At 46.8% G+C, this 25,998-nt stretch carries 24 protein-coding genes; 20 read left to right on the top strand and 4 right to left on the bottom strand.

The window, feature by feature from the left end:
- Positions 1–36: 36 nt before the first annotated feature.
- A complete protein-coding gene (locus MKY44_RS22105; protein WP_341008612.1) occupies positions 37–1,815 on the top strand; it encodes an ABC transporter ATP-binding protein in 1,779 nt (592 codons plus the stop codon).
- A 223-nt stretch (positions 1,816–2,038) separates the two neighbouring features.
- Positions 2,039–4,219 (top strand): HelD family protein, encoded by a 2,181-nt coding sequence (locus MKY44_RS22100; RefSeq protein WP_341008611.1) that lies wholly within the window; start codon positions 2,039–2,041, stop codon positions 4,217–4,219.
- Between the two features lie 131 nt (positions 4,220–4,350).
- Here MKY44_RS22100 and MKY44_RS22095 read toward each other — a convergent pair whose 3' ends face one another.
- Positions 4,351–5,253, bottom strand: coding sequence for a DMT family transporter (locus MKY44_RS22095; RefSeq protein ID WP_341008610.1), 903 nt, complete (start codon positions 5,251–5,253; stop codon positions 4,351–4,353).
- Positions 5,250–5,993, bottom strand: coding sequence for an SDR family NAD(P)-dependent oxidoreductase (locus MKY44_RS22090; protein ID WP_341008609.1), 744 nt, complete (start codon positions 5,991–5,993; stop codon positions 5,250–5,252). The genes MKY44_RS22095 and MKY44_RS22090 overlap by 4 nt, the downstream gene beginning before the upstream one ends.
- 136 nt (positions 5,994–6,129) lie before the next feature.
- Here MKY44_RS22090 and MKY44_RS22085 point away from each other — a divergent pair, with 136 nt between their 5' ends.
- Genes MKY44_RS22085 through crcB form a run of 4 tightly spaced genes read left to right on the top strand, consistent with a single transcriptional unit; the run spans position 6,130 to position 9,161 of the window.
- On the top strand, positions 6,130–7,020 hold the full coding sequence (locus MKY44_RS22085; RefSeq protein ID WP_341008608.1) for a LysR family transcriptional regulator: 891 nt from the start codon (positions 6,130–6,132) through the stop codon (positions 7,018–7,020).
- Positions 7,021–7,062: 42 nt separating this feature from the next.
- Entirely contained in the window at positions 7,063–8,370 is a 1,308-nt protein-coding gene (locus MKY44_RS22080; protein WP_341008607.1) for a replication-associated recombination protein A, read from the top strand.
- Between the two features lie 33 nt (positions 8,371–8,403).
- Positions 8,404–8,805, top strand: coding sequence for a fluoride efflux transporter FluC (locus MKY44_RS22075; RefSeq protein WP_036674530.1), 402 nt, complete (start codon positions 8,404–8,406; stop codon positions 8,803–8,805).
- Entirely contained in the window at positions 8,802–9,161 is a 360-nt protein-coding gene (gene crcB / locus MKY44_RS22070; protein WP_341008605.1) for a fluoride efflux transporter CrcB, read from the top strand. The genes MKY44_RS22075 and crcB overlap by 4 nt, the downstream gene beginning before the upstream one ends.
- Before the next feature lie 131 nt (positions 9,162–9,292).
- On the opposite strand, the gene mnmA is transcribed toward crcB, so the two are convergent.
- A complete protein-coding gene (mnmA, locus tag MKY44_RS22065; protein WP_036616942.1) occupies positions 9,293–10,417 on the bottom strand; it encodes a tRNA 2-thiouridine(34) synthase MnmA in 1,125 nt (374 codons plus the stop codon).
- A 321-nt stretch (positions 10,418–10,738) separates the two neighbouring features.
- Here mnmA and cymR point away from each other — a divergent pair, with 321 nt between their 5' ends.
- Positions 10,739–11,158, top strand: a complete 420-nt coding sequence (gene cymR, locus MKY44_RS22060) for a cysteine metabolism transcriptional regulator CymR (RefSeq protein ID WP_076212458.1) — start codon at positions 10,739–10,741, stop codon at positions 11,156–11,158.
- A gap of 185 nt (positions 11,159–11,343) precedes the next feature.
- Here cymR and MKY44_RS22055 read toward each other — a convergent pair whose 3' ends face one another.
- Positions 11,344–11,673: a hypothetical protein gene (locus MKY44_RS22055; protein WP_341008604.1), complete on the bottom strand. Its 330-nt coding sequence runs from the start codon at positions 11,671–11,673 to the stop codon at positions 11,344–11,346.
- Positions 11,674–11,803: 130 nt separating this feature from the next.
- Here MKY44_RS22055 and MKY44_RS22050 point away from each other — a divergent pair, with 130 nt between their 5' ends.
- The 13 genes from MKY44_RS22050 (at position 11,804) to MKY44_RS21990 (ending at position 25,892) form a co-directional block, all read left to right on the top strand.
- On the top strand, positions 11,804–12,955 hold the full coding sequence (locus MKY44_RS22050) for a cysteine desulfurase family protein (protein WP_341008603.1): 1,152 nt from the start codon (positions 11,804–11,806) through the stop codon (positions 12,953–12,955).
- Between the two features lie 164 nt (positions 12,956–13,119).
- On the top strand, positions 13,120–13,641 hold the full coding sequence (locus tag MKY44_RS22045; protein ID WP_017686814.1) for a PRC-barrel domain-containing protein: 522 nt from the start codon (positions 13,120–13,122) through the stop codon (positions 13,639–13,641).
- 10 nt (positions 13,642–13,651) lie between these two features.
- On the top strand, positions 13,652–13,861 hold the full coding sequence (locus MKY44_RS22040) for a hypothetical protein (RefSeq protein WP_017686815.1): 210 nt from the start codon (positions 13,652–13,654) through the stop codon (positions 13,859–13,861).
- Between the two features lie 294 nt (positions 13,862–14,155).
- A complete protein-coding gene (locus MKY44_RS22035) occupies positions 14,156–15,223 on the top strand; it encodes an AI-2E family transporter (protein ID WP_091027676.1) in 1,068 nt (355 codons plus the stop codon).
- A 435-nt stretch (positions 15,224–15,658) separates the two neighbouring features.
- Positions 15,659–18,289 (top strand): alanine--tRNA ligase, encoded by a 2,631-nt coding sequence (gene alaS / locus MKY44_RS22030; RefSeq protein WP_341008602.1) that lies wholly within the window; start codon positions 15,659–15,661, stop codon positions 18,287–18,289.
- Positions 18,290–18,530: 241 nt separating this feature from the next.
- On the top strand, positions 18,531–18,791 hold the full coding sequence (locus tag MKY44_RS22025) for an IreB family regulatory phosphoprotein (protein ID WP_036616950.1): 261 nt from the start codon (positions 18,531–18,533) through the stop codon (positions 18,789–18,791).
- A gap of 128 nt (positions 18,792–18,919) precedes the next feature.
- Complete coding sequence (gene ruvX / locus MKY44_RS22020) at positions 18,920–19,336, top strand: Holliday junction resolvase RuvX (protein WP_062835871.1); 417 nt, start codon at positions 18,920–18,922, stop codon at positions 19,334–19,336.
- Between the two features lie 12 nt (positions 19,337–19,348).
- Positions 19,349–19,648, top strand: coding sequence for a DUF1292 domain-containing protein (locus MKY44_RS22015; RefSeq protein WP_017686820.1), 300 nt, complete (start codon positions 19,349–19,351; stop codon positions 19,646–19,648).
- Positions 19,649–19,963 carry a DUF1292 domain-containing protein gene (locus tag MKY44_RS22010; protein ID WP_047844066.1) on the top strand — a complete coding sequence of 105 codons (315 nt, stop codon included), beginning with the start codon at positions 19,649–19,651 and terminating at the stop codon, positions 19,961–19,963.
- A 75-nt stretch (positions 19,964–20,038) separates the two neighbouring features.
- Positions 20,039–21,079 (top strand): endolytic transglycosylase MltG, encoded by a 1,041-nt coding sequence (mltG, locus tag MKY44_RS22005; protein ID WP_340913424.1) that lies wholly within the window; start codon positions 20,039–20,041, stop codon positions 21,077–21,079.
- A gap of 14 nt (positions 21,080–21,093) precedes the next feature.
- A complete protein-coding gene (locus MKY44_RS22000) occupies positions 21,094–22,023 on the top strand; it encodes a peptidase U32 family protein (RefSeq protein WP_341008601.1) in 930 nt (309 codons plus the stop codon).
- Positions 22,024–22,040: 17 nt separating this feature from the next.
- Positions 22,041–23,369, top strand: coding sequence for a peptidase U32 family protein (locus MKY44_RS21995; protein ID WP_091027680.1), 1,329 nt, complete (start codon positions 22,041–22,043; stop codon positions 23,367–23,369).
- 234 nt (positions 23,370–23,603) lie between these two features.
- Positions 23,604–25,892: a methyl-accepting chemotaxis protein gene (locus tag MKY44_RS21990; RefSeq protein ID WP_405170485.1), complete on the top strand. Its 2,289-nt coding sequence runs from the start codon at positions 23,604–23,606 to the stop codon at positions 25,890–25,892.
- Positions 25,893–25,998 lie beyond the last annotated feature (106 nt).

Genomic DNA, 25,998 nt, shown 5'->3' with positions numbered 1-25,998 from the left:
TCTCTGGTGAGCAGACGGAGAACGGGAGGAACGGGAATGGAAGAGCAGCAACAAGCAGGGCAGAATGACCCGAAGGTAGGAAAAAAGGGATTTAAGGATTTCGTCAAGCTGATCGCTTCCACGAACCCGCCAAAACTGATCCTGATTCTGGCCCTCATCTTAACCCTGATTCAAACAACAGCCGGACTGATCGTGCCATTGATGACCAAAGGTCTGATTGATGGACTTACCACTTCGGCATTGAACAAATCTGTAATTTTATTGTTGCTGGGGGCATTTGTGATTCAGGCGATTGCCTCGGGTATTAGCATTTATATGTTAAATTACGCCGGACAACGCGTGGTGGCAACGCTTCGCACCAAGCTGTGGAACAAGGTCTTGTCGCTGCGAATGCCGTATTTTGATCGCAATCGGACAGGCGATACGATGAGTCGGATTACGAATGATACAAGCCAGATCATGACGTTGATCGCAGATTATCTGGTTTCCTTTGTGTCGAACATCGTTGCCGTTGTGGGTGGAGTGGCGTTACTATTTTATTTGGATTGGGTGATGTCGCTCATTATTCTGAGTCTGGTGCCACTCACGCTGTTGATTCTGTTGCCGGTGGGTAAGAAAATGTACAAGATCTCCAAGAAACAGCAGGATGAAATGGCAGGTCTTACGTCCGTACTTAGCCAGGTTATTGGCGAGATCCGCTTGGTTAAAGCGTACGGCACGGAGAAACAGGAAGTGGAAGCAGGGGATTCCCGCATTCGCAAAATGTTCGCTTTTGGCTTGCAGGAAGCACGCATCCTTGCTCTGATCGGTCCTTTGTTTACATTTGTCATGACTGCCGTACTGGTCGTTATTCTGGGTGTGGGGGGAATGCGGGTAGCGTCTGGACTGTTGTCGCCTGGTGAACTGGTTGCGTTCATTTTGCTGTTGTTCCAGGTCATTATGCCAATGGGTCAATTCACCACGCTGTACTCTCGTTTGCAAAAAGTCGTAGGTGCAACAGAGCGCATACAAGCTATCCTTGCCGATGAGGAAGAGCCACATGACAGCACCAAGGTAGCTCCAAAAGGAAATGAGACGATTGCATTCCATGATGTACACTTTTCCTACGTCACAGGTGAGGAAGTGCTGCACGGTATCAATCTGACGGTACCTACACAAAAAGTGACGGCCATTGTCGGTCCAAGCGGTAGCGGCAAATCAACGCTGTTCTCTCTGATGGAGCAGTTCTATATGCCCGATTCAGGTCACATTTCATATGGGGGACAAGCCATAACGGATTATTCTTTATCCTCCTGGCGCAGCAAGATCGGGTATGTATCTCAGGAAAGTCCGCTAATGGCGGGCACGATCAAAGACAACATCACGTACGGATTGGACCGTGAGGTCACGATGGATGAGATCAGGCGAGCTGCTGAGATGGCCTATTCTGCCGACTTTATCGACAAGCTGCCACAGGGTTATGACACGGAAGTGGGCGAGAGAGGAATCAAGTTATCCGGGGGCCAACGTCAGCGGATTGCTATTGCTCGTGCTTTACTGCGCAGTCCGGATATTCTCATGTTGGATGAAGCGACATCCAGTCTGGATAGCACCTCGGAGTATGAAGTACAACAGGCTTTGTCCAACCTGATGGAAGGCAGAACTACGATCGTGATCGCTCACCGACTGTCCACAGTTGTGGATTCCGATCAAATTGTTGTACTGGAGCATGGACATGTTACCGGAACAGGAACGCATACGGAATTAATTAGCAATCATCCGGTATATCGTGAATTAGCGCAGAAGCAGTTTGTGGCACAGGAAAGGCAAGATTAAATCAAATTAGATCGATTACTGTATTTTAAAGATAAGGTTCAAATATAGTTTAACCTAAGACCGTTGTTCATTCGTTTAATAGGAGCGAGTACAACGGTTTTATTCTTTCCGTACTCACGTGACTGTAGCTTTTTACACATCAATATGATATAGTGGGTATCCTTTTGCGTCGTCAGTGATTGGTGATGCAGAGCAAAACATATTCTTAGGAGGTAACTGAAACATGTCAGACAGCTTTCAAAGTGCCTATCAAGAAGAAGAGTACAGGTTAGAGCGAACGATGGAGGAAGTGGACAGTCAGCTGGAGCGACTGCAAAATATTCCGGTATACACCGGCCACGACTTCACAGAACAAGTGCTGGAAGCTGGACGCGAAGAGCGCCGCACCGCCTTGTCCAAGAGCGCGCAGCAACCCTATTTCGGACGCTTGGATTTCGAAGAACAGGGCAGTGGTGCACGGAAACCGCTGTATATTGGCAAAATCGGCGTAGACCGCGAAGAGGTGGGAGAGCATCCGCTCGTCATCGATTGGCGTGCTCCTGTCGCCAGCCTGTTTTACTCATTTACCGGAGGCGAAGCCTCCGCTACGTATGAAGCCCCGGAAGGGCTTATTGAAGGTCTGGTATACCTGAAACGAAACGTTGTCATTCGACAGCGGATATTGGAACGTGTGGCGGATACATATAACCGTGACAGCGACCAGCCAGCGGTATCTGATGAATTCCTCGTTTATCGTCTGGGAGAGAACAAGGATAACAAACTGCGTGATATCGTATCGACGATTCAGGCGGAGCAGGATCTGATCATTCGTGCGGCGCGAAATACCGCATTAATCATTCAGGGTGTAGCTGGATCCGGGAAAACAACGGTTGCCCTGCATCGGCTGGCCTTTTTGCTGTATCAGTACAAGGAGCAGGTATCTGCGGAGAAAATGGTTATTTTTGCACCTAACCACATGTTCCTGGATTACATCTCGGATGTGCTCCCGGAACTCGGAGTAGGGGACATTCAGCAGCGGACATTCCCGGATTGGGCGATGAACCTGCTGGGGCTGGAGATGCCTTTGGCGAATACGTCGGATACATTGAACACCTGGTTTGAAACACCTGATGCACGGCCTGAATTGAATGATGATGTGCCTGGACGTTACAAAGGATCGATCCGTTTCATGGAGCTTATTCGAGAGTGGCTGTCGGGCATGGAAGAGGATTCTGTGCCGGATATGGACTTCAGTCCATGGGATGGTAAGGTGCTCAACAAGACGGAGATCGAGAACTGGTTCGGTGAGGAATACAAGCATTATCCGCTGGCCAAACGCAAAGAACGGGTCATGGCGAGAGTTCATCGCTGGATCGAGATGGAACTTAAGAAACCGATGCCAGAAGCTGTGCGCAAAGAACGCAAGAAGAAAGCAGCAACTCGTGAGAAGGCCTATGCCAAAAAATGGCCTCAATATGAGCCGCTTACGCTATACAAACAGCTGTTCAAAGCTGCAAAGGGTGGCTCTGTGCCAGCCTCGCTCAGCGGGCTTATTCCAAAACTGGTCATGAAACAAACCGCAGCAGAGCTGAAACAGGATATCGTCCGTGAAGAGGATCTGCCTGCATTGGTATACATTCATACACTGGTCCATGATATTGAGGGTTCGGAGCGATTTGACCATATTGTGATCGATGAAGCGCAGGACTTTTCACCTTTCCATGTGGCGTTATTGGATCAGTTCGTCAAAGGGCACTCCTTCACCATACTAGGTGACTTGTCCCAAGGGATTCATGAGTACCGTGGTGTTCATGCGTGGGATGAGATGAGTTCTCTGTTTCCTGAGGAACAGAATGCATACTTTGCATTGACCCGAAGTTATCGTTCAACGATGGAAATTATCGACTATGCCAATACGATTCTGGAACGTGGTGTCAAGAGCGGAATTACGGCGATTCCTGTTTTCCGTAGTGGTGATCCGGTTCGGACGTTGGCTTATGGAGGGGAAGGGCGGACGGCAAGTCTGGAGCAGTCTTTGAAGGTGTTAACCGTCAAAGACTACCGAACGGTTTCCATCCTGACCCGTACACTGCATGAAGCAGAGGAACTTCACCGTGACCTACAGGCTGCAGGCTGGGATCTAAACCTGATCGATGGTGGCAAAAAGCAATACACGGGTGGACACTCCGTTTTGCCTGTCTATCTGTCCAAAGGGTTGGAGTTTGATGCCGTTATTGTGGCAGACGTAGACCAGAAGCATTATTTGCCAAATGCGGGTGATGCAAAGCTGTTGTACGTTGGTTGTACACGGGCCTTGCACGAGTTGTGGTTGTTCCATGACGGTGTACTGCCAATCTATGCGGCTGCAACACATAATCCCGATGGCGAACCCGTAACCATTCAGGGTTGGCCAGAGCTTGGTTAAATAGAGTTTAATTATACAACAAACAACAAAAGGCATGACGTTCATGGGAAAGTCCCATAAGCGCATGCCTTTTTTGCTTTTGTGTGAGAAATGATTAATCTTCCAAGGAAGAACGATGAAGAAGTGCAAGTTTATGTTACGCTATTTCTCATTCTGGATGAGCGACGGTTCACCAGGAATATGCCAACACCAATAAATAAACCGCCTGCTAATGCAAACCACTGAACGTGCTCTCCTAGTAAAATCCAACTCGATAATACACCAAAGAACGGTGCCAGAAACAGATACGAACTGGTTTGGGCTGGGTCACTATTCTGAAGCAGATAAAACCAGAGTGAGAACTGAATGATGGAGCAAACAAGCGTTAACCAGAGCAGCGCCATAACAGAGGTGGTATTGACCATAAAGTGAGGCTGTTCAGTCCATACGCTCAGCAGAAGCAACGCAGCACCTCCAGCAAGCATCTGATAGGCTGTTAAGACAAAAGTATCATAGCCATTGCCCCAGCGTTTGATGAGCAATGTGGACACGGAAAAGGAGATCGCACCACCAAATCCAATCCAGGTTCCAGGACTAAAGCTCATCTGCCATCCAAAGGTTAACATAATCCCGATGAAACCGAGTATAACACCGATCCACTGACTGAAACGGTAGGTCACTCTATATAAGAGAGCACTGAGGATAATGACGAGCAACGGATTGGTAAACGTAATAATGGCGGATTCACCGGATGTAATCCAGTTCATGCTGTAGTAGGCGCAGCCCATCACTCCTGCGGATTGGAACAGGCCAATAAGGATTATTTTCAACCATGACTGCCATCCAGTAGGCAAAGGACGTTTACGAAGGAACAAGGCCATCAAACCACCTGCCAGTATATACCGTATGCCCATGAGCAGGAAAGGTGGGGCATATAACATGCCGATCTTGCCAACTGGAAAAGAAGTACCCATGATGAGCGTTGTTAAAATGATCAATAGTGTATATTTCAATGGTTTTATGATCCGGGCATCTTTATCATGACTGGAGCTCATAACGTCTGTCCGCTATCTACAGTAATTAGCTGCCCGGTCATGGATTGCTGTTCCAGCGCAGCACAGATCATGTGTGCAATATCTTCAGGTGAGGCAATATGCTGTAATAACACTTCTCCGCCAAGACGATACATTCGCTCCTCATTTCCAGCCCACCACCTTGTAGCAACTGCGCCAGGGACGATAGCATTCACCCGAATTTGTGGTGAGAGTGCGTGCGCAAGTGATAAAGTTAGACCATGAACTGCCGCTTTGGAGACGGCGTATGGGAGAGAGGAGCCTGAACCCGTACTACCTGCGATACTGCCCAGATTTACGATAGAACCAGCGCCAGCCTGTCTCATACCTTCCGTCACTGCACGAGCGCAATGAAACATGCCTTTCACATTCACATCAAGCAGCTCATTCCAGACGTCATCTGTAACAGACTCCAGATCGTGCATGGGGATATGGTGCGTGATTCCGGCGTTATTTACAAGTGCAGTGATCGGGCCATAGGTTTCAGTTACTGTAGTGACCATCCGCCGGACATCAAGATCATTGGCAACATTAGCTTGAACGGCGAATGCCTGGCCTCCCGTATTCAGAATGTGTTGAACAGTCTCGTTTGCTGCATCTTGTGAGCGGGAATAGTTGACAGCGACTAAGGCTCCGCGTTCAGCGAGCATCTCACTTACAGCACGGCCTATACCTGTTCCACCACCTGTGATCAGAGCAACTCTATTTTTCCAGTATGTCATGCTGAACACTCCTTATCATCATCCAGTCAGATGACTGGTTTGGGATCTACATGAATTGTAGTCCGGTTTACACATGAAGTATAATGATTGGTAATGAAGTGGATATCATTTTGAATGATGTCAGAGTGGGGGGACCATGGAGAGCGGGGATCTTAGAATATTTCAGTGTGTTGCACAGGAAGGGAATCTGACCAAAGCTGCTTCTAAACTGGGGTATGTTCAATCCAACGTAACGGCACGAATCCGGCATCTGGAAGCAGAAGTAGGTACAACGTTGTTCATTCGCCATAACCGAGGCATGACGTTATCTCCAGCCGGAGAGATGCTGCTGACCTATGCAGATAAAATTATTGGTTTGCTGAATGATGCTTCCAAGGCGCTTCGGGCGACGAGCACACCAGCGGGTCCAATGCGAATAGGGTCTACACAAACCGCAGCGGCCGTGCGACTACCGGAACTTTTCGTCAGATATTATAAACAGTATCCAGATGTCTCCTTGTCACTGGTTACTGGAAATTCGCAGATGCTTATGGATCAGGTTATTGGGTATGAATTGGAGGGAGCATTTATAGGCTGTCCCTGTGATCATCCTGATATCGTTTCTATTCCCGTATTTGATGAGGAACTATTTGTTGTCTATTCTGGTATGGGTCCTACGGATGAAGATCTTAAGAGTAAACCCATTCTTGTCTACAGCATGGGGTGTTCCTATCGTCAGATTTTGGAGGAATGGTTAGAGATGAGTGGTGTTACCCGCCCAGTAATTATGGAATTCGGAACCCTTGAAGCGATTATTAGTGGAGTTACGTCCGGTATGGGAATTTCCTTATTACCAGAGATTGTGATTAGGCATCAGATCAAAAATGGATTATTGCGCACGCATACACTCCCCGTAGGTATGAATCGCATGATGACTCATTTTATTACTCGCAAGGATGCCTTTGTCAGCAGTGCACTTCATGCATTTATGGCTATGTTACCGCGAGAGTATGATATGATAGAGAGTGGAGAACCATCAGAAGTGTAATTGTATTCAAGGCAAGGCAATCCGTTAAGGAAGTGATGAGCAATGGATTTATTTTCGTTTCAACAGGACTCAAAACCACAAGCTAGATTGCTCGCCGACCGCTTGCGGCCAGAGCATCTGGATGAATATATTGGACAGGAACATATTATTGGACCGGGGAAATTACTCCGGCGCGCCATCGAGGCTGATCAGATTTCGTCCATCTTGTTATACGGCCCGCCGGGATGTGGTAAGACTACCTTGGCACATATTATTTCCCAGCAAACGCAAGGACAGTTCGTTCGCCTGAATGCAGTGGAAGCTTCCGTCAAGGATGTGCGTGAAGTCATCGAACAGGCGCAAACGAACAAACAGCTGTATGGAACAAAAACCATTTTGTTCCTCGACGAGGTACATCGGTTTAACAGTTCACGTCAGGATGCGCTATTGCCAGCGGTAGAGAAGGGCACGATTATTTTTATCGGCGCAACAACAGAGAATCCCTTTCATTATGTCAATGGAGCCTTGATGAGCCGTTCTACTCTGTTCCAGCTAGAATCGCTAAATAAGGATCATTCCCTAATTGCAATGCGCAGAGCATTGAGTGATGCGGACAAAGGTCTGGGGTTCATGGAACTGCAGGCGGACGATGAGGCGCTTGAACATATTGCTACGATGGCCAACGGAGATATTCGGCGTGCGCTTAATGCGCTTGAACTGGCTGCGTTGACCACGCTACCGGAGATGGATGGGTCCATTCATATTACGCTTAGTGTAGCTGAAGAGTCTATTCGACGCCCCATTGTGAAGGCAGATGAATCCACACAGTATGATGTGCTGTCTGCATTTCACAAGAGTATTCGGGGTTCCAGCGATGCGGCGTTGTTTTGGTTTCTATACGCGGTGGAGAAGCTCGGCATGGACCCGATGACCTTCATTCGGCGTCTGATTGCAGCAAGCAGTGAAGATATTGGACTTGCGAACCCGCAAGCCATGACTCAGGCGATTGGAGCACTTGATGCTTACCGAAATAACGGCTGGCCTGAAGCCAAGCTGAACATTGCACAAGCGATTCTGTTCGCGGTCGAAAGTCCAAAATCCAATGCGGTGTACACGGCTATTTCCAAAGCCATGAACGCAATTGATGAGGTTAAATCGGCAGAAGTTCCCCTTCACTTGCGAGATACACATTACTCGGGTGCCGTGAAGCTTGGACATGAGGGCTATCAATATCCACACAACTATCCGGGGCATTACGTGAAACAAGAATATTTGCCAAAGCAGCTCTCGCGGAGAGTATTCTATGAGGCCACGGAGCAAGGCAACGAATCGAAGATCAGGCTGAACCAACAGCGGCGCAGAGATCTATAAGATCAGTCAGATCACTCGGGAGATGCACACAACATGAAAGAGCTTTTGTATATAGGGGCGGGTGGATTTCTCGGTACATTAACCCGATATGCCATACAGTTAGCGATACCAACTGTCCATGGGGGGTTCCCTTGGGCAGTGCTGTTAATCAATGCGATGGGCAGCCTTTTTTTGGGTTGGTTCTTTACCATAGCTGTTCCAGGCAAAATAACACCACAACTTCGACTTGCGATTGGTACAGGTTTTACTGGTGCATTTACGACATTCTCCACGTTTACACTGGATATTGTTCGTTTATCCGAAGGGGGCGAATGGATCAGTGCCGCTATTTATATGATTGTAAGTTTGTTGGCAGGGTTGTTGCTCTGTGCGCTGGGAATGAGCCTTGGACATCGTATGTTGGGAGCACAAAGACAAGAGGGTGATGCCTCATGATCCTGTGGATTGGTTTTGCAGGTGTGCTGGGTGCAGTACTGCGTTACAGTCTGGGAAAATGGGTCTCTGGCTTGCTGGGAATGGCTTTTCCATGGGGAACATGGATCATCAACATCAGTGGCTCACTGCTGCTTGGGTTGTTATACGGGTGGCACCAATCTGCAATGATCTCAGATGGAATCTGGGTGATTTGGGGAACCGGATTTTGCGGTGCGTACACGACGTTCTCTACCTTTGGTTATGAGACGTTAGGACTTATGAGTCGACAACGATATGCAAGCGGGGCGCTCTACGTCATCAGTTCGGTTGTAGTTGGGGTGTTGGCCTGCTTGGCAGGAGTCTGGTTAACTGCATAACGAACTATTTTTAATTTTTTTGCAAAAATAAGCAGGAAAAAAGCCATCCTTCATGGTATACATGAAAGACGGCTTTTTTAATAGGGATACACGGTATTGTGTATAATCTGCATTTTAATGGACAAGCTCTATTATTGCATTGCGGGTACAGGTACTTTTTGCACCTGATCGATCGTACCCCCACCCAGGCAGACCTCTCCGTCGTAGAAAACAACGGCTTGTCCTGGCGTAATGGCTTTTTGCTGCTGATCAAATTGTACATCCACGCTTCCGTCTTCCTGCCAGGTCAATGTTACACCTTGATCCGGCTGACGATAGCGGAATTTGGCAGTACAACGGTATGGCACATTAGGCATGTGCTCTGCACCAGCAATCCAGTTCACACCCGTTGCGGTAAGACCAGTGGAGTACAGGCTTGCATGGGCATCGCCCTGAACAACAAGCAGTTGATTTTTCTCCAGATTCTTGTCTGCAACGAACCAGGGTTCACCATTGCCGGAACCGCCAATGCCAAGACCTTGGCGCTGTCCGAGTGTGTAGTACATCAGACCGTCGTGGCGACCTTTGACTTCACCGGTTGCGATATCAACCATGTCTCCGCCTTTGGCAGGCAGATAGTTACTCAGGAACTCTTTGAAATTACGCTCACCGATGAAGCAGACACCTGTGCTGTCTTTTTTCTTGGCAGTATACAAACCAGCCGCTTCTGCGATTTTGCGTACTTCTGGTTTGGGCAGATGACCAATCGGGAACATGGCTTTGGACAGCTGGTTCTGATTGAGTGCGTTAAGGAAATACGTTTGATCCTTATTGTTGTCCACACCACGAAGCAACTTGAGTGTGCCATCTTCTTCAATCAGGCGAGCATAGTGTCCTGTAGCTACATAATCTGCGCCGAGATCCAGAGCTTTGTTCAGGAATTCACCAAATTTGATCTCACGATTACACATGACATCCGGATTTGGCGTGCGACCCGACTTATATTCATCAAGGAAATAGGTAAATACTTTATCAAAATACTCTTTCTCGAAGTTGACAGTGTAGTAAGGAATGCCGATCTGTTCACATACGCGGCGTACATCCTCTGAATCTTCTTCAGCGGTACAGTGGCCGAACTCGTCGGTGTCATCCCAGTTTTTCATGAAAATGCCGATGACATCGTAACCTTGCTCTTTCAGCAGCAGTGCGGTAACGGAAGAATCGACACCTCCGGACATGCCAACGACGACCCGTGTATTTTCAATTGTTTTGGACATCGTTATCACCATTTCTATATATAAATGTGTTTCGTTTCTTATTCTAGCATAACCGGACTCAAGATACGATACACCCGGCCAATTTTGGATAGTGTCCACCACAGACGCACATTTTGGAATATCGTCAATCTTTCTTTTCCATAAAGCATGCAGATATGTTAACATTAGCTGAGGGTTATGATCGGAATACGGAGGATTAGAAGATTCATGCTAATTTCTATGCTTCTCTGCTGTGGACAGGTCGTGAAACAGACGGTCATGGACCATAGGATTAAATATAAAGTTTCCAATCGTTTCTGAAAATTGAAAGAGGTGACTCCTTTGAAAATATCGACAAAAGGCCGTTACGGCCTCACAATCATGATGGAGCTTGCTGCCAGAACAGGCGAAGGCCCTACATCACTTAAAAGCATTGCCGAGCGCAACCAGCTCTCGGAGCATTACCTGGAGCAACTGATTGCTCCACTACGTAATGCAGGACTGGTGAAAAGCATTAGAGGTGCTTACGGCGGTTATATCCTTGCGGGTGATCCTGCAACCGTGACTGCAGGCGATGTAATCCGTGTACTGGAAGGGCCAATCTCTCCAGTAGATTTCACGGAGGAAGATGATCCAGCGAAGCGTGATCTGTGGTTGCGTATTCGTGACGGGATTGCGGAAGTGTTGGATTCCACAACACTGAAAGACCTGATTACCTTCCAGGATCAGGACAAAAAAGACAGCTACATGTTTTACATTTAAGGTCATTAATTCGCATCACAGAAGACACAATAAAGCCCCCAACTTGGGGGCTTTAGACATGCCAAGGCAATGATGGGTACTTTGTTCTTCAATTTCTACAGATCATTTTAATTGAGCAGGGCTATGTATTCAGCCGCGTGATTTACAAGATGGTCAAGTGTGAACTTAACTGGATCACTTGTAAATCAGCTTTCCATGCGTAACTGACGGCGATTCAAAATATCAATGCTGTGCTGATGGGTATTCAATTCGGTAGTTACTTTGCGTTCAGAGGCCGATTGGGAGGCCTCAAGGCGTTTCGTAACGGTCAATGTTTCCAGAACAGCTTGTTGAAGAAGCGGAATGTTTTTAGTTTGTTCCTCTATGGTGTCCAATCTGCTCTCTACGGCACCGAGCCTCTCTTCCATAACATCGAGTCGGTTGTCTATTTTTCCAAGATGTCCATCAATGCTGTCGAACCGCTTGTCCATTTGTTGAAGCTGATTCAGAATCTGCCCGAGAATGGGATCACTCATGTCTCTCTCCTTTTTGAAATGGATATATAACATTATACACGAAGATGTGACAATAGAGCATCCGTTTCAGTTTCCAATTTTGACAGTTTGCCATGAGATAGAAATTTAACATATAACGGGGTGAAGATAAATGAAACGAATTTATTTGGATCACGCCGCATCGACACCTATGCATCCACAAGTCGCAGAAGCGATGATGAACGTCATGACAGGACAATTTGGCAATGCATCAAGTATCCATGCCTTTGGGCGTGAGGCCAAACGGACTGTCAGCGGAGCAAGGGATGTCATTGCGGCGTCTTTGGGCTGTTTCCCGGACGAATTGGTATTCACCGGAGGTGGCACGGAGAGCGACAATCTGGCAATCTTTGGAGCAGTCTCATCCAGGCAGGATAAGGGGAAACACGTCATTACGACCGCAATTGAGCACCATGCTGTCTTGCATACGTGTCAGGAATTGGAGCGGCAAGGTTATGAAGTAACCTATCTATCTGTTGATCATTATGGACGAATAAATCTGGGTGAGTTGCGAGATGCTATTCGACCGGATACGGTGTTGATTACCATGATGTATGCCAACAATGAAGTAGGCACGATTCAGCCGATCCGTGAGGTGGGTGAGCTTGCACGTCAGCATAATATCCTTTTCCATACCGATGCAGTTCAGGCTCTGGGCAGCCAGAATATTTCCTGTAAGGAACTGCCTGTGGATCTAATCAGCTTCTCTGCGCATAAAATCAACGGGCCTCAGGGTGTGGGTGCACTCTATGTACGGCGAGGAATTGTGCTGGAAGCAAGAGCTCACGGTGGGTTGCAAGAGCGTCAGCGTCGCGCTGGTACGGAAAATATCGCAGGTATTACCGGATTTGCAGAGGCTCTCAAGATTGCATCAGCACAGACGGAGGCGCATCGTCAGCATGATTTGGAATTGCGTAAACTTTTGTTGGAACAGCTTGAAATTCATGTGGGTACGGAGCACTTTCACGTGAATGGACATCTGGAGCATACGCTGCCAAACATCCTGAATATCAGCTTTCCGGAAGTGTCCACAGAGACGATGTTAATGAATCTGGATATGGAAGGGATTGCTGTTGCAAGCGGTTCTGCCTGCACTTCCGGGTCACTTGAAGTCTCTCATGTGCTGAAAGCGATGAAATTACCTGAAACATTTTTACACTCTGCGATTCGATTTAGCTGGGGATTGGGTAATACTACGGAAGAAATCATGATAACCGCCGAAAAAATTGGAACCATTCTTGGACGACTGCGTAATAGACCCTGAGGGGAACTTTACACATGGAACAGAAGGAGGGAAGAAGTTCCATTTCATCGGTTGGATAGAAGCGGTTTTGATGATCGGCGTCTGATTGCCACTCATCAACTTTGGGCATACCTAGCAATAGCGCCGCGCCTATTTAATGATAAGAAGATGAGGGGGACCCAGCGATGAAGCTTCAGGAAATGATCGGACTTGCCGTTTTTGATGTTGAGGACGGGAAGCAGGTCGGTAAAATCCAGGATTTCATTGTGAATGATGATTGGGAGATCGAAGGCATTGAGCTTGAGAACAAAGGTCTGTTTACCAATCATGTCAAAATCGTGCAGTGGCAAGATATCGTTGCCTACGGCGAAGATGCCGTCATGATCCGTAATCAACAGGCTGTCCGCAAGACGGGAGCCGACGACATAAAATACACGTACCTCCTCGGTCGGTCTAAATTGAAGGAGATGTCCGTGCTCACCGAAGAAGGTTTGCTGCTTGGGCGTGTCTCCGATGTTTATTTTGACCAAGAGTTGGGAAATACAATAATAGGGATTGAAATTACGGACGGTTTTGTGTCCGATCTGATCGAGGGCCGCAAATGGCTGCCATGTACAAGCGATATGTCCATCGGGGAAAGTGCCATTATGGTGCCGTCTCTGAGTGAACAACGCTTGGAAAATGCCATTCATTCTGTTAATGGATAGGTGAATGAATATGAAATGTCCAAACTGTAGTTCCAAAGATATCGGGAAAATTGGTTCCCACCAGTTTTATTGCTGGGGATGCTTTATTGAATTAACGGTGAACGGTGAGAAAATGTCTGTATATCAGGTGGAAGAAGACGGTACGCTGAGTTCCCTGGATGATCTGTTTTTCGGGGACGAGCTGCCACAAGACTTCCCTCATCTTCACGCTTCTTCTTAATAAGCAGAATAACTTCCTCTATATGCGGTTTCATGACAATGTCTGTCATGAGAGGCTGTCGTTAATTGTTGGCAGATGTATATAGATGCGGTTACATAGTGGTTCGGTTGGTGTATGTATGATTATATGCTGCCCTATACTGCAAAATGCGCTTCCTTCTCTGATGAAGGAGGCGTTTTTTGGTTTAAGGAAAAAAAGTTCGGATTGCTCCTTCCACTTCTGCGCTGTGTTAATAAATATTACCTTTCCTACATATACTGACTCTCAGAGCCAGTCCAAAAGGAGAGATGCAAAGTGGAGCAATTAACCAAAAACAAGCTGTTCCGTTACGCGATCTGGCTGCTGCTCGGATTGATCATTTTATATTTTATATGGCTGCTGCGGCCTTTACTGCTTCACATATATGCGTTCCTGAAAACAGTGCTGGCACCCTTTATCGTAGCCCTTATCATATCCTATGTACTTAATCCGATTGTCAGCATGCTGGGAGGGCGCAAGGTGCCGCGTACGATTGCGGTTCTCCTCATATATGCCTTTTTCCTGACCTGCCTCGGTGTCATTCTGATGAATGTCATTCCGGTATTGATTGAACAGCTGGGGGAACTCAACGAGCATATGCCTGAGCTATCCATGCGTGCCCAGAGCCTGATGAACAATATGGATCACAAATTAATGCCGCCAAGTGTGCGAACAGGCATGAACAGTTGGTTTTTTCAGATGGAGGATCGACTAACTCAGGGAATTACCGTGCTCATGGACAATATCGGGGCGACCATTAATGTGTTATTTAATGTGTTTATCGTGCCATTTCTGATCTTTTATATGTTAAAAGACTTTGAGGTATTCGAGCGTACCATTGTGGCATATCTTCCGCGTTCACGTCGTAAAGCGATTGTCTCGGTGATGAAAGAGATCGATACCGCACTGGGGAACTACATTCGTGGACAGTTTATTGTCTGTGTCATTGTTGGTATCTTTGCCTACATTGGTTATATCATCATTGATATGCCGTATGCCCTGCTGCTTGCAAGCATTGTAGCTGTGTTTAACATTGTGCCCTACTTGGGGCCGTTCCTTGGAGCTGCTCCTGCTGTGGTCATGGCATCAACCGTATCGTTTAAAATGGTACTACTTGTTGTCATTGTGAACACACTGTGCCAGGTGTTGGAGAGTAACGTTATTTCTCCTCAGGTGGTGGGACGTACGTTGCATCTGCATCCACTGTCGATTATATTTGCACTGCTCGTCGGAGGTGAACTGGCAGGCATTGTAGGTTTAATTCTGGCAGTACCTGTTTTTGCCGTGCTGAAGGTGATTGTGCAACACTTTTTCGCCTATTACATCAAACGAAGGACCGACTAAATAACAGGGTTAAAACATCAACGAGGCCGCGTTGACACCCGCTTGTGCTACCGATATAATGAGTGTGTATGTTGAGAACATGAAATCGATGATGAAATAAAGTACGCCGAGGGTTCCTTTCCTCAGAGAATAGACTTCATCGGATCAGGGTGAGCCTGAACTGATGGCTGGAAGAGTCTTGAAAGATGAAGCGGCGGAAAGCTAATTTCGGAGTGCAGGACAACCCTGCCGGGAGCGACCGTTATTTCGCATGAACGAGGAGATTGTTTGTTTGTCCGGGCAGCAAGGGATGAACAGCAATAACCAGGGTGGTACCGCGATAACATCGTCCCTGATTATTCAGGGGCGTTTTTTGTGTTTATTTTTACAAAAACAATGTTGACCAACCGGAGCGAATACGCAACGGACTATTATAATTTAATGGGGGCATCCAGTATGAAAGCCAGTGAAATCCGGTCCAAATGGATAGAGTTTTTTGCAAGTAAAGGTCACAAAATCGAGCCGAGCGCATCGCTCGTGCCTCACAACGATCCTTCCCTTCTGTGGATCAATGCAGGTATGGCACCACTCAAACCATATTTTGACGGACGTGAGAAGCCAGAGAACCCGCGTCTAGCGAACTCCCAAAAATGTATCCGTACCAATGATATCGAGAATGTTGGTAAAACGCGTCGTCACCATACGTTCTTCGAAATGCTTGGCAACTTCTCCATTGGAGATTATTTCAAGGAAGAGACCGTAACATGGGCTTGGGAATTCTTGACCAGCAAAGAGTGGATCGGATTCGATCCGGAACGTCTTTCTGTAACGGTATATCCGGAAGATGAAGAAGCATTCAAACTGTGGAACGAAAAAGTAGGACTGCCTGCTGAACGTATCATCAAATTGGATGAAAACTTCTGGGATATCGGCGAAGGCCCATGTGGACCTTGTACAGAAATCTTCTATGATCGCGGCGAAGCTTACGGAAACGACATGAGTGATCCTGAAATGTATCCAGGTGGGGAAAACGAACGTTACCTGGAAGTATGGAACCTGGTATTCTCCCAGTTCAACCATAACAAAGATGGTAGCTACACACCGCTTCCTAACAAAAACATTGATACAGGTGCAGGTTTGGAGCGTTTTGCTTCCATTCTGCAAAATGTGGATTCCAACTTCGACACAGACCTGTTCCAACCGATGATTCAAAGAACAGCCGCTCTTGCGGGTGTGAAATATAACGACAGCGTAGAGATTGATGTTGCATTAAAAGTCATTGCCGATCATATCCGTACGGTTGCTTTTGCAGTAGGTGATGGCGTTCTGCCAAGTAATGAAGGACGTGGATATGTCATCCGTCGCTTGCTTCGCCGTGCAGTTCGTTATGGAAAAGTGCTTGGACTTGACCGTCCATTCCTGTATGAATTGACAACAACTGTTGGTGAAGTGATGGGCATGTACTACCCTGAGGTAGTAGACAAACAGGAGTTCATCGCCAAAGTAATCAAAACCGAGGAAGAGCGTTTCCACGAAACACTCACAGATGGTCTGGCTATTCTGGCTGATATCAGCGGCACAGCCAAATCCGAAGGACGCACGGTTATTAGCGGACCTGAAGCTTTCAAGTTGTATGATACGTACGGTTTCCCGTTTGACCTGACAGAAGATTATGCCGCAGAGCATGGCCTGACTGTGGACCGTGAAGGTTTTGATGCTTCCATGCAGAAACAACGTGAGCTTGGACGTGCTGGGCGCCAAGAGAACGAGAGCATGAAAGTTCAAGGCGGACCACTTGCTGATCTGGAGGTTAAAAGCGAGTTTGTTGGTTATACTGACCTGTTGACGGAAGCAAAAGTGGTAGCCATCGTAGCTGGTGATGCCCTTGTTGAATCTGTAGGCGAAGGACAGACGTGTCAGGTTGTTCTGGACAAGACTCCGTTCTACGCGGAAAGTGGCGGTCAAGTGAGTGATCAGGGCTTGCTGCGAGGTGCTGGTGTAACAGCGAAGGTACAAGGTTTGTTCAAAGCTCCACTCGGACAACATGTACATCTGGTGACTGTGGAGTCTGGTGAACTGCGTGTAGGTGATGTGATCAACGCCGAAGTGGATTCAGCGAAACGTGGCGACATTATCAAAAACCATACAGCAACTCACTTGCTGCACAAGGCACTCAAAGATGTGCTCGGCACACACGTAAACCAGGCAGGATCGCTCGTAGAGCCACAGCGTCTGCGGTTTGACTTCTCTCACTTCGGTAGTATCACACCGGAAGAGTTGACAGAGATTGAACGTCAGGTGAATGAGCAGATCTGGAATCGTCTGAACGTGAACATCGAGCTGAAAGCTATTGATGAAGCCAAAGAAATGGGGGCAATGGCCCTGTTTGGCGAAAAATATGGAGATATTGTGCGTGTTGTTCAAGTTGGAGACTACAGTTTGGAACTTTGTGGCGGCTGTCACGTAAATAATACTTCAGAGATCGGAATCTTCAAACTGGTGAGCGAGAGCGGAATTGGCTCCGGCGTACGCCGGATCGAAGCTGTAACTGGCCGCGGCGCATATCTGTATGTGGAAAGCCAGTTGGAACTGCTTAAACAATCAGCAGCACTGCTCAAAGCAAATGTGGCTGATGTACCTAAACGGATTGAAGGTCTGAACCAACAACTGAAAGAAGCAGCCAGAGAGACTGAATCCCTGCAAAGCAAGCTGAGTGCCATGGAAGCTGGTCAATTGACGGATCAAGTGGTACAAGCAGGAAATACACAATTGCTGGCAGCACGCGTAGATGCTCCGAACATGGATGCGCTGCGTACAGTGGCAGATGAGTTGAAAGTAAAATTGCCTAACGCGGTACTCGTATTGGGTGCTCCAGCGGACGGCAAAGTGAATTTTGTTGTAGCAGTACCTGCTGAACAAGTAAAACAAGGATTACACGCAGGCAAAATCGTCAAAGAAGTCGCAGCAGTATGCGGCGGTGGCGGCGGTGGACGTCCAGATATGGCGCAAGCCGGAGGTAAGGATGCGACCAAGCTGGATGAAGCGCTGAAACTGGCGGTTTCGCTGGTTAGCGGGCATAGTGCATAAATCCATTGAGTGGCTTTCAATCGTCAAAAAATAAATCGAAATGGTTCTGTTCGTTTATTTTTGTACCCGAGAGCGTGTGGAATCGAATGATGCAATATGCTGAAGCTAGTAAAGGACAAGCAAAAAACACAATTGCCTTATCCTTTGTTTACTTGTGGCAGTCAGAATATGTTATTATATAAACAGAAATCAATTCGGCAGGACATGGTCCCCATGTTCATGCAGGAGCGAGGTGTCATCAATGGACTCCATGGATAAGACGGTTAAATTTAATGTGAAAGGTGACGAACAGGAAGCATCATCCAAAGAGATTCTTCTCACGGTATATGATGCATTGGTCGATAAGGAGTATAATCCGATCAACCAAATTGTTGGGTATCTGATTTCCGGAGACCCGGCATACATTCCTCGTCACAACAACGCACGTAGTCTGGTCCGTAAAAAGGAGCGCGATGAGCTGATTGAAGAGCTTGTACGTTCCTATCTGGCCAATCACCGGTAATGTACGCCGCTTCCGCTGTGTTGCAGCCTTGCAGGCAGCGGGAAATGAACCGACAGAAGACAGCCTGAAGCTTGAGAAGGCGATTATTCGTAATCGATCTGAGCAGGCCCCAGGATGGGAGAGCATGGATGAAAATATTAGGTTTGGACTATGGGGACCGAAGAATCGGAGTTGCCGCGAGTGACGCCTTCGGTTGGACTGCCCAGGGATTGGAAGTGCTAGAACGCCGCCGTGATGAAGGCGAGTTCGCTCGGATTGCCGAACTTGTGCGTGAGCATGAGATTAGTGAGATCGTAGTCGGACTTCCCAAAAACATGAACGGCACCGTAGGACCGCGCGGTGAGATCTGCATTGCTTTTGCCGAACGCCTGCGGGATGAACTGAATTTACCTGTTCACCTTTGGGATGAACGGCTGACAACCATGGCAGCAGAACGTACGCTGATCGAAGCGGATGTCAGTCGGAAAAAACGCAAGCAGGTTGTGGACAAAATGGCCGCAAGCTTGATTTTGCAAAATTATTTGGATGCCAATAGTAGAAGGTGAGGGGGATCAACAATGGCTGAAGATCAACTGGGTATGGAAGAAGAAGCGGAAATTATTTACATTGCGGATGACGAGGGTAATGAAGAGGAATTTGAAGTCATCATGAAGTTTGAAGTAGATGGTTCGGAGGCCAAGTACATGATGGTTGCTCCGGTTGAACCTGAAGATGGCGAAACGGATGTATATGCATTCCGTTATGAAGAAGAGGGCGACGATATTAAACTTTTCGTCATCCAAGATGATGCCGAATGGGATATCGTCGAGGAGACGTTTAATACATTTCTTGCTGAAGATGAAGAGGAAGCGAACTAAATGACGGAATATAGCCGCAAAGACCTGAAATGGACAGATTCACTGCGTCTGGCATTCGGTGCTCATGTTGAGCTCGAGGAAGAGAACGGTAAATCACAACCGTATGACTTGTTGGCTGAGTTCGAAGTGAACGGTCAACAGTACGCGGTGCTCCGCAGTTCGTTGCGACCTTATGACGAGGTTGAACTTCTGCGGGTATCACCTGGAAGTGAAGACCAGATCATGCCAGAGTTAGTTACGATCGACGATGATGATGAGTGGGAGAACATCTCGGAGCTGTATGATGAGTGTACACTCCCCATTGACGAAGATTAATCAGCTTCAAATTGAAGAAACCAGGAGGGCGGAGAAGTCCGCTCTTTTTGGTTGTGTAAAGGAGTTGTTTCTTTTTTGAAAGGGAAAGCAATAGTAGTCATACTGCTTATCATTGTAGTTCTTGCCGGAGGCGCTGGCGGTTACGTATGGAGTATGATGCGTCCCGTGGAAGCTTCTACAGAACCGGTCGTATTCGAGATTAAGAGCGGATCGGGAACTTCGAAAATCGCGGATCAGCTTCAAGAAGAAGGCCTCATTCGAAGCGGGTTAACCTTCAAAGGGTATTTAAAGTGGAAGAAACTAGGTTCTAATTTCATGGCGGGTACATATTCTATGAATCCTGGCGTGACATATGATGAGATTGTTAGCAAGCTGAGTAGTGGTGAAGTTGTACCTGAGGAAATGGTGAAATTTACGATTCCGGAGGGTTATAACGTTTTGCAAATGGCGGGTAAGCTTTCTTATGAGCATGTTGTAGATCGGGATGAATTCATCAAGCTGGCCAATGATCCTTCGGCCTTTGATGTAGATATCATCAAAGATATTCCAGTGGATGAAGAACTTCGCTACGTATTGGAAGGGTATCTGTTCCCGGAGACGTATGAACTGAAAAAGGGAAGTTCCACGCATGATGTGATGCAGCGAATGCTGGAAGAATTCCAGACCAAGATCAATTCCATTCCTGATTTGGAAGCCAAGCTTCAGGAAAAGAACCTTTCCCTGCATGAACTGCTGACGATTGCTTCACTTGTGGAGAAAGAAGTTGTGGTGGACGAGGAGCGTGCTCTGGTTGCAGGTGTAATCTACAATCGGATCAATCAGGATATGAAGCTGGAGATTGATGCTACCGTTCAATATCTGCTCGATAGGCCAAAGGAACGATTGTTTTACAAAGATCTTAAGGTGAAAAGTCCGTATAATACGTATCTGAATAAAGGCTTGCCACCAGGTCCAATTGCCAGTCCAAGTCTTCCGTCCATTGAAGCAGCGCTAAATCCGGAAGCTTCGGAGTATCTGTTCTATGTGACGAAAAAGGACGGGTCATCCGGACATCTATTTGCCAAAACGTATAAGGAACACCAGCAAAATATAGCCAAAAGTAAGGCTGCGCAATAAGCGGAGGGGATTATATGAGTAAGAAACATGAACTGCTCGTTACAGCAGCGAATGTGAAAGAGGCAGAAGTGCTGCTTCAGGCTGGAGCAGATGCTTTGGTCATTGGAGATGATCGATTCGGCATGCGTCTTCCAGGCAGCTTTAGCGTGGAAGAGACAGCAGAGGTGGTTGCCATTACAGCCAAACATCAGGCGCGTGTGTATGTATCCATGACTAATCTGATGTCCAACGAACTGTTGAAAGAATTGCCTGAATATGTTCAAGCACTTGGCAGAATCGGTATTGATGGTGTGGAGTTTAATGATCCATCCGTGCTGGCTACCATGAAGGAATACGCACCACATGTGAAGTTGCACTGGAATGCGGAGATGACTTCAACGAACTATGCGACGGCCAACTATTGGGGAACCAAGGGAGCGAGTCGCGTTGTACTTGCCCGAGAGCTGAATATGGACGAGTTGACGGAAATGGTTCCTTTTTTGAAGGTGGAAGCTCAGGTTCAGGTGCATGGCATGACGAATATTTATCATTCCAAGCGCAGTCTGGTACAAAGTTACATGGCTCATCAAGGGCGGCCGGTTGAGGGACATCTAGGCAAAGAACGGGGATTGTTCCTGATCGAGGCTGAACGCCGGGATGAGAAATTCCCGATCTATGAGGACATTAACGGTACACACATTATGAGCTCTGAGGATATATGTATCCTCGAAGACCTTCATCTGTTGATGGAGGCGGGTGTGCACAGTTTCAAAATTGAAGGTATGTTAAAATCACTTTCCTACAATGAAGCTGTTGTACGTGCATATCGGACAGCGATTGACAGTTATGTAGCCGATGCTGATGCATATGCGTTCTCTGAAGAGTGGCTCGCTGAGGTGCGGAAGTTACAGGACCCTGAACGTGAATTGTCGTTTGGATTTTTCTATAAAGAACAAGTGTATTAATAGATGAGGTGAACAGAATGGAAACAGTGGCGGTACAGCGGAAGTTCTCGGGTAAACGTAACCGTCTGGACAAACCGGAGCTGCTAGCTCCGGCGGGTAATCTGGAAAAACTGAAATTTGCAATCCATTACGGTGCAGATGCCGTATATATCGGTGGACAGGCCTATGGACTACGTTCCAACGCGGATAACTTCAGCTTTGAAGAGATGCGTGAAGGTGTGGAGTTTGCCAAAAAGTATGGAGCCAAAGTGTTCGTAGCGACAAACATCTATGCACATAATGAGGATGTTGAGGGGATCGAAACATATCTGCAAAACCTCTATAATGCGGGAATCTCTGCGATCATCGTAGCTGATCCGGCTATTATTGAGGTTGCCCTTCGTGCTGTGCCGGGCCTTGAGGTACATCTGAGTACTCAACAATCCACACTTAACTGGCAAGCCGTGAAGTTCTGGAAAGATGAAGGACTTCCACGTGTTGTTCTCGGACGTGAGACCAGCTTTGAAGAGATTGAAGAAATCAAGGCCAATGTGGATATCGAAATTGAAGCCTTTATTCACGGGGCGATGTGTTCTTCGTATTCCGGACGTTGTGTGCTCTCCAACCATTTTACGGATCGGGACTCCAACCGGGGTGGCTGTTGCCAGTCTTGTCGTTGGAAGTATGATCTGTTCGAGGATGCGAGAGAAGATACGGTTTGGGTTAGCGAAGAGGACATGCAGATGAAGGCACCTGCGCCATTCAAACTGGGTGAGAACCAGCTTCCTCTGTTCCAAGAACAGGATAATTCATTCTCCATGGGATCTAAGGATCTGTGCATGATTGGCCATATTCCCGAGTTGATTGATGTGGGCGTGGACAGTTTCAAGATTGAAGGACGTATGAAATCGATCCACTATGTGGCAACTGTGGTTAACGTATACCGTCAAGCTATTGACTCCTATATGGCAGACCCGGAAAATTATGTTCTGAAACCTGAATGGGTTGAAGAAATGAACAAAGCGGCGAATCGTCCGCTCAATACCGGATTTTTCTATGACACACCAGACCATGAAGATCATATCTATGAACCGGAAGAAAAGGCCGTACCTTTTGACTTCGCTGGATTGGTCATGGGGTATGATGCTGAAACAGGAATGGCAACCATTCAACAGCGCAATCACTTCAAACCAGGACAGGAAATCGAATTTTTCGGTCCGGGAGGTCACTTTTTCAAACAGGTCGTCGGTGAAATACAGGATGAAGAAGGCAATGTTCTAGATGCTGCTCGTCACCCGTTGCAACTGATTAAAATGAAGGTAGATCAACCGGTTTCGTACTTCGATATGATGAGAAAAAAGAAGTAGGCTCAAATACCTACAATGTGTCAATATTGTATTATGATTTAACAACATAGTGTTATGAAATTTACATGGGGACCTCCGTTTATCGGCAGATGGGGGTCTTTTTTTTATAGAAAAATAGGAATAAAGTTGTAAAATATTTCTGGAAAGTGAAAGGGGAACGAAGAAAGCTGTCGAATACTACATATTTATAGGGGAGAGAAAGAAAAATCCAACAAGTAAATAACTGGCAGGTGAATGGGAATGGTTCAAAAGAAGCAGAAAGACAGTGGGGAGCAAGTGATAAAATCCGAGCAGGTTAACCCTGAGCAGGTTCAGAAAGTGAAGAAAGAAAAAGTAGGTAAAAGTAAAATTACAGGGAATGGGAAAAAATTACTTAAGTTTGACCGTAGTAAATTGAAGCTGGGCTGGATCAAGACCGATTGGGTAAAAAAACAATTAAAAAACCGGGATTGGAAAAACCTTGGAGGGTCTTCTTTCAAACAAATTAGGAAGGCAAATCCGGTCAAATCCGTAGGGGTTAAACTGTTCTTGATCTTTTTTGCGGGGATCATGATTTTTGTAGTGAGTTTAGGTCTATTATCCTATTCAAAAGCCAAGGGTACGATAGAGAAAAATGCCTCGCGTGCCAATCAGGAGACCATTGATCAGACCAAACAAAAAATGGACATTATTTTGGAGAGATTTGTGGATACATCCACACAGATTTTCTTTGATCCGGAAATGCAGTCCTTGCTACAAAAAATGTCAGATACGAATTTGACTGCGTATGATACATTCGTGAACTCAAGTTCAATCAACAAGCAACTGTCCAATGTTGCATTTACAAATAAATCTATGGAAGCGATTTATTTGGTACCTACGGACGATACAAAGTCCATTATGGGTACCGGCAGCAACAGTTCATCCATGGGCAGCATTCGCCAGGAAGCATGGTACAGTGAGTTAATTGAGGCGGGCGGTTATCGCTGGCTTCCAACAGAGGTCAAGGAAGATGGCTCAACGCCAACGTTTAAAATTGCACGTTCCATGAAAAACTTGCAGGGGACTACTCAGTCGTATGTTCTGGTTATTGAACTGAAACTGGAAGTTTTGGAGGAACAATTGAAATCGCTTGATCTGGGGCCAGGAGCTATTCTTCAACTAATTGCTCCGGATAATAAAGTGGTTGCATCCTCCATCTCGGATCGTACAGGACAAGAAACAGAGCTTGCATTTGTCAAAGAGTTGACGGAACCAGCAGGTAGTACGAATACGGATTATACGGTAGATGGCAAATCTACGGAAATGCTGGCTGTATACAGTACGATGGATACATCCAATTGGAAACTGGTTGGTATGATACCTACCTCTGTTTTGGTTCAGGACGCAAAAGGTATTCTGACTCTGACCCTGTGGATGGCGCTGATTGATGCGGGGATTGCAGTATTGATCGGGATCTGGATGGTGCGTATGATCGCTCGTCCACTCGGCAAATTGAAAGACCTGATGCAGGAAGGTGCGAAAGGTAATCTTAAAGTTCGTACACCATATAGCTCCCAGGATGAAATTGGTCAGCTCTCGACTGCCTTCAATCTGATGATGGAGCAGATTACTAAGCTGGTTGAACAAACCAATCGTTCTGCACAGGAAGTATTGGATACGGCCTCTGAGCTGAGCAGTGCATCCAAGAAAACGGCTGTATCTGCTTCGGAGATCGCAGTAGCTACAGAAGAGATCGCAGGCGGTGCAGGCAGTTTGGCAACCGAAGCGGAACGTGGCAATGAATTAACTGACAATATCTCTCGTCAGATGCAGAGTGTAATCGCTGCTAATGAACAGATGGGTGATTCTGCTCGTCATGTAGAGAAGTCCAGTCAGACAGGAACACAACATCTGAATCAGTTGATGACCAAAACCCAGAAGACAGAAGAAATGATTGGTGCACTGGTGAATAAGGTTGATTCGCTGAAAGAGAGTACGTCTTCTGTTCTGAAAGTGCTTGAAGTGCTGCAAAACATAACGAAACAGACAAATATCCTTTCCCTGAATGCAACCATTGAAGCAGCACGTGCCGGTGCAGCCGGACGCGGATTCATGGTGGTGGCTGATGAGGTTCGTCAGCTCGCGGCTCAATCCAGACAATCCATTGAGATGGTTGGAGAGATTACAGACAAAATCATGACTGAAATGAATGAGACCGTTGATGCTTTGTCGGCAGCTTATCCGTTATTCAAGGAACAGATGGATGCGGTTAAAGATACCAACGTCATCTTTGCTTCCGTACAGGAACAGATGGGTGCCTTTGTGGAACGTCTGGGCATGGTGACAGGTTCTATTGGAGATTTGAACAAATCTCAAGGTACGTTGTCTGAAGCCATGAGCAATGTCAGCGCTGTAGCTGAAGAATCTTCTGCAACGTCCCAAGAAGTAGCTTCCTTGAGCAGTGAACAGCAAAATATCAGTAACCAGCTGGTCAATCTGTCTGGCAAATTGGAGAATGTGTCTACTGAACTGAAAGAAACCTTGTCACGCTTTACGGTGTAACAAGCAAGGTTGAAATGAGGAGAACCTGTCCCGCACATGGGACAGGTTTTCTTTTTGTTTACCGGATAATTCCAAGCCATATCAGCAATAATATGTCAAAACGACA

This window comes from Paenibacillus sp. FSL R7-0026 (genome assembly GCF_038004485.1).
GTDB lineage: Bacteria > Bacillota > Bacilli > Paenibacillales > Paenibacillaceae > Paenibacillus > Paenibacillus xylanexedens_A.
The sequence above is the reverse complement of the archived record's forward strand: the minus strand, read 5'-3'. Positions and strand labels throughout refer to the sequence as shown.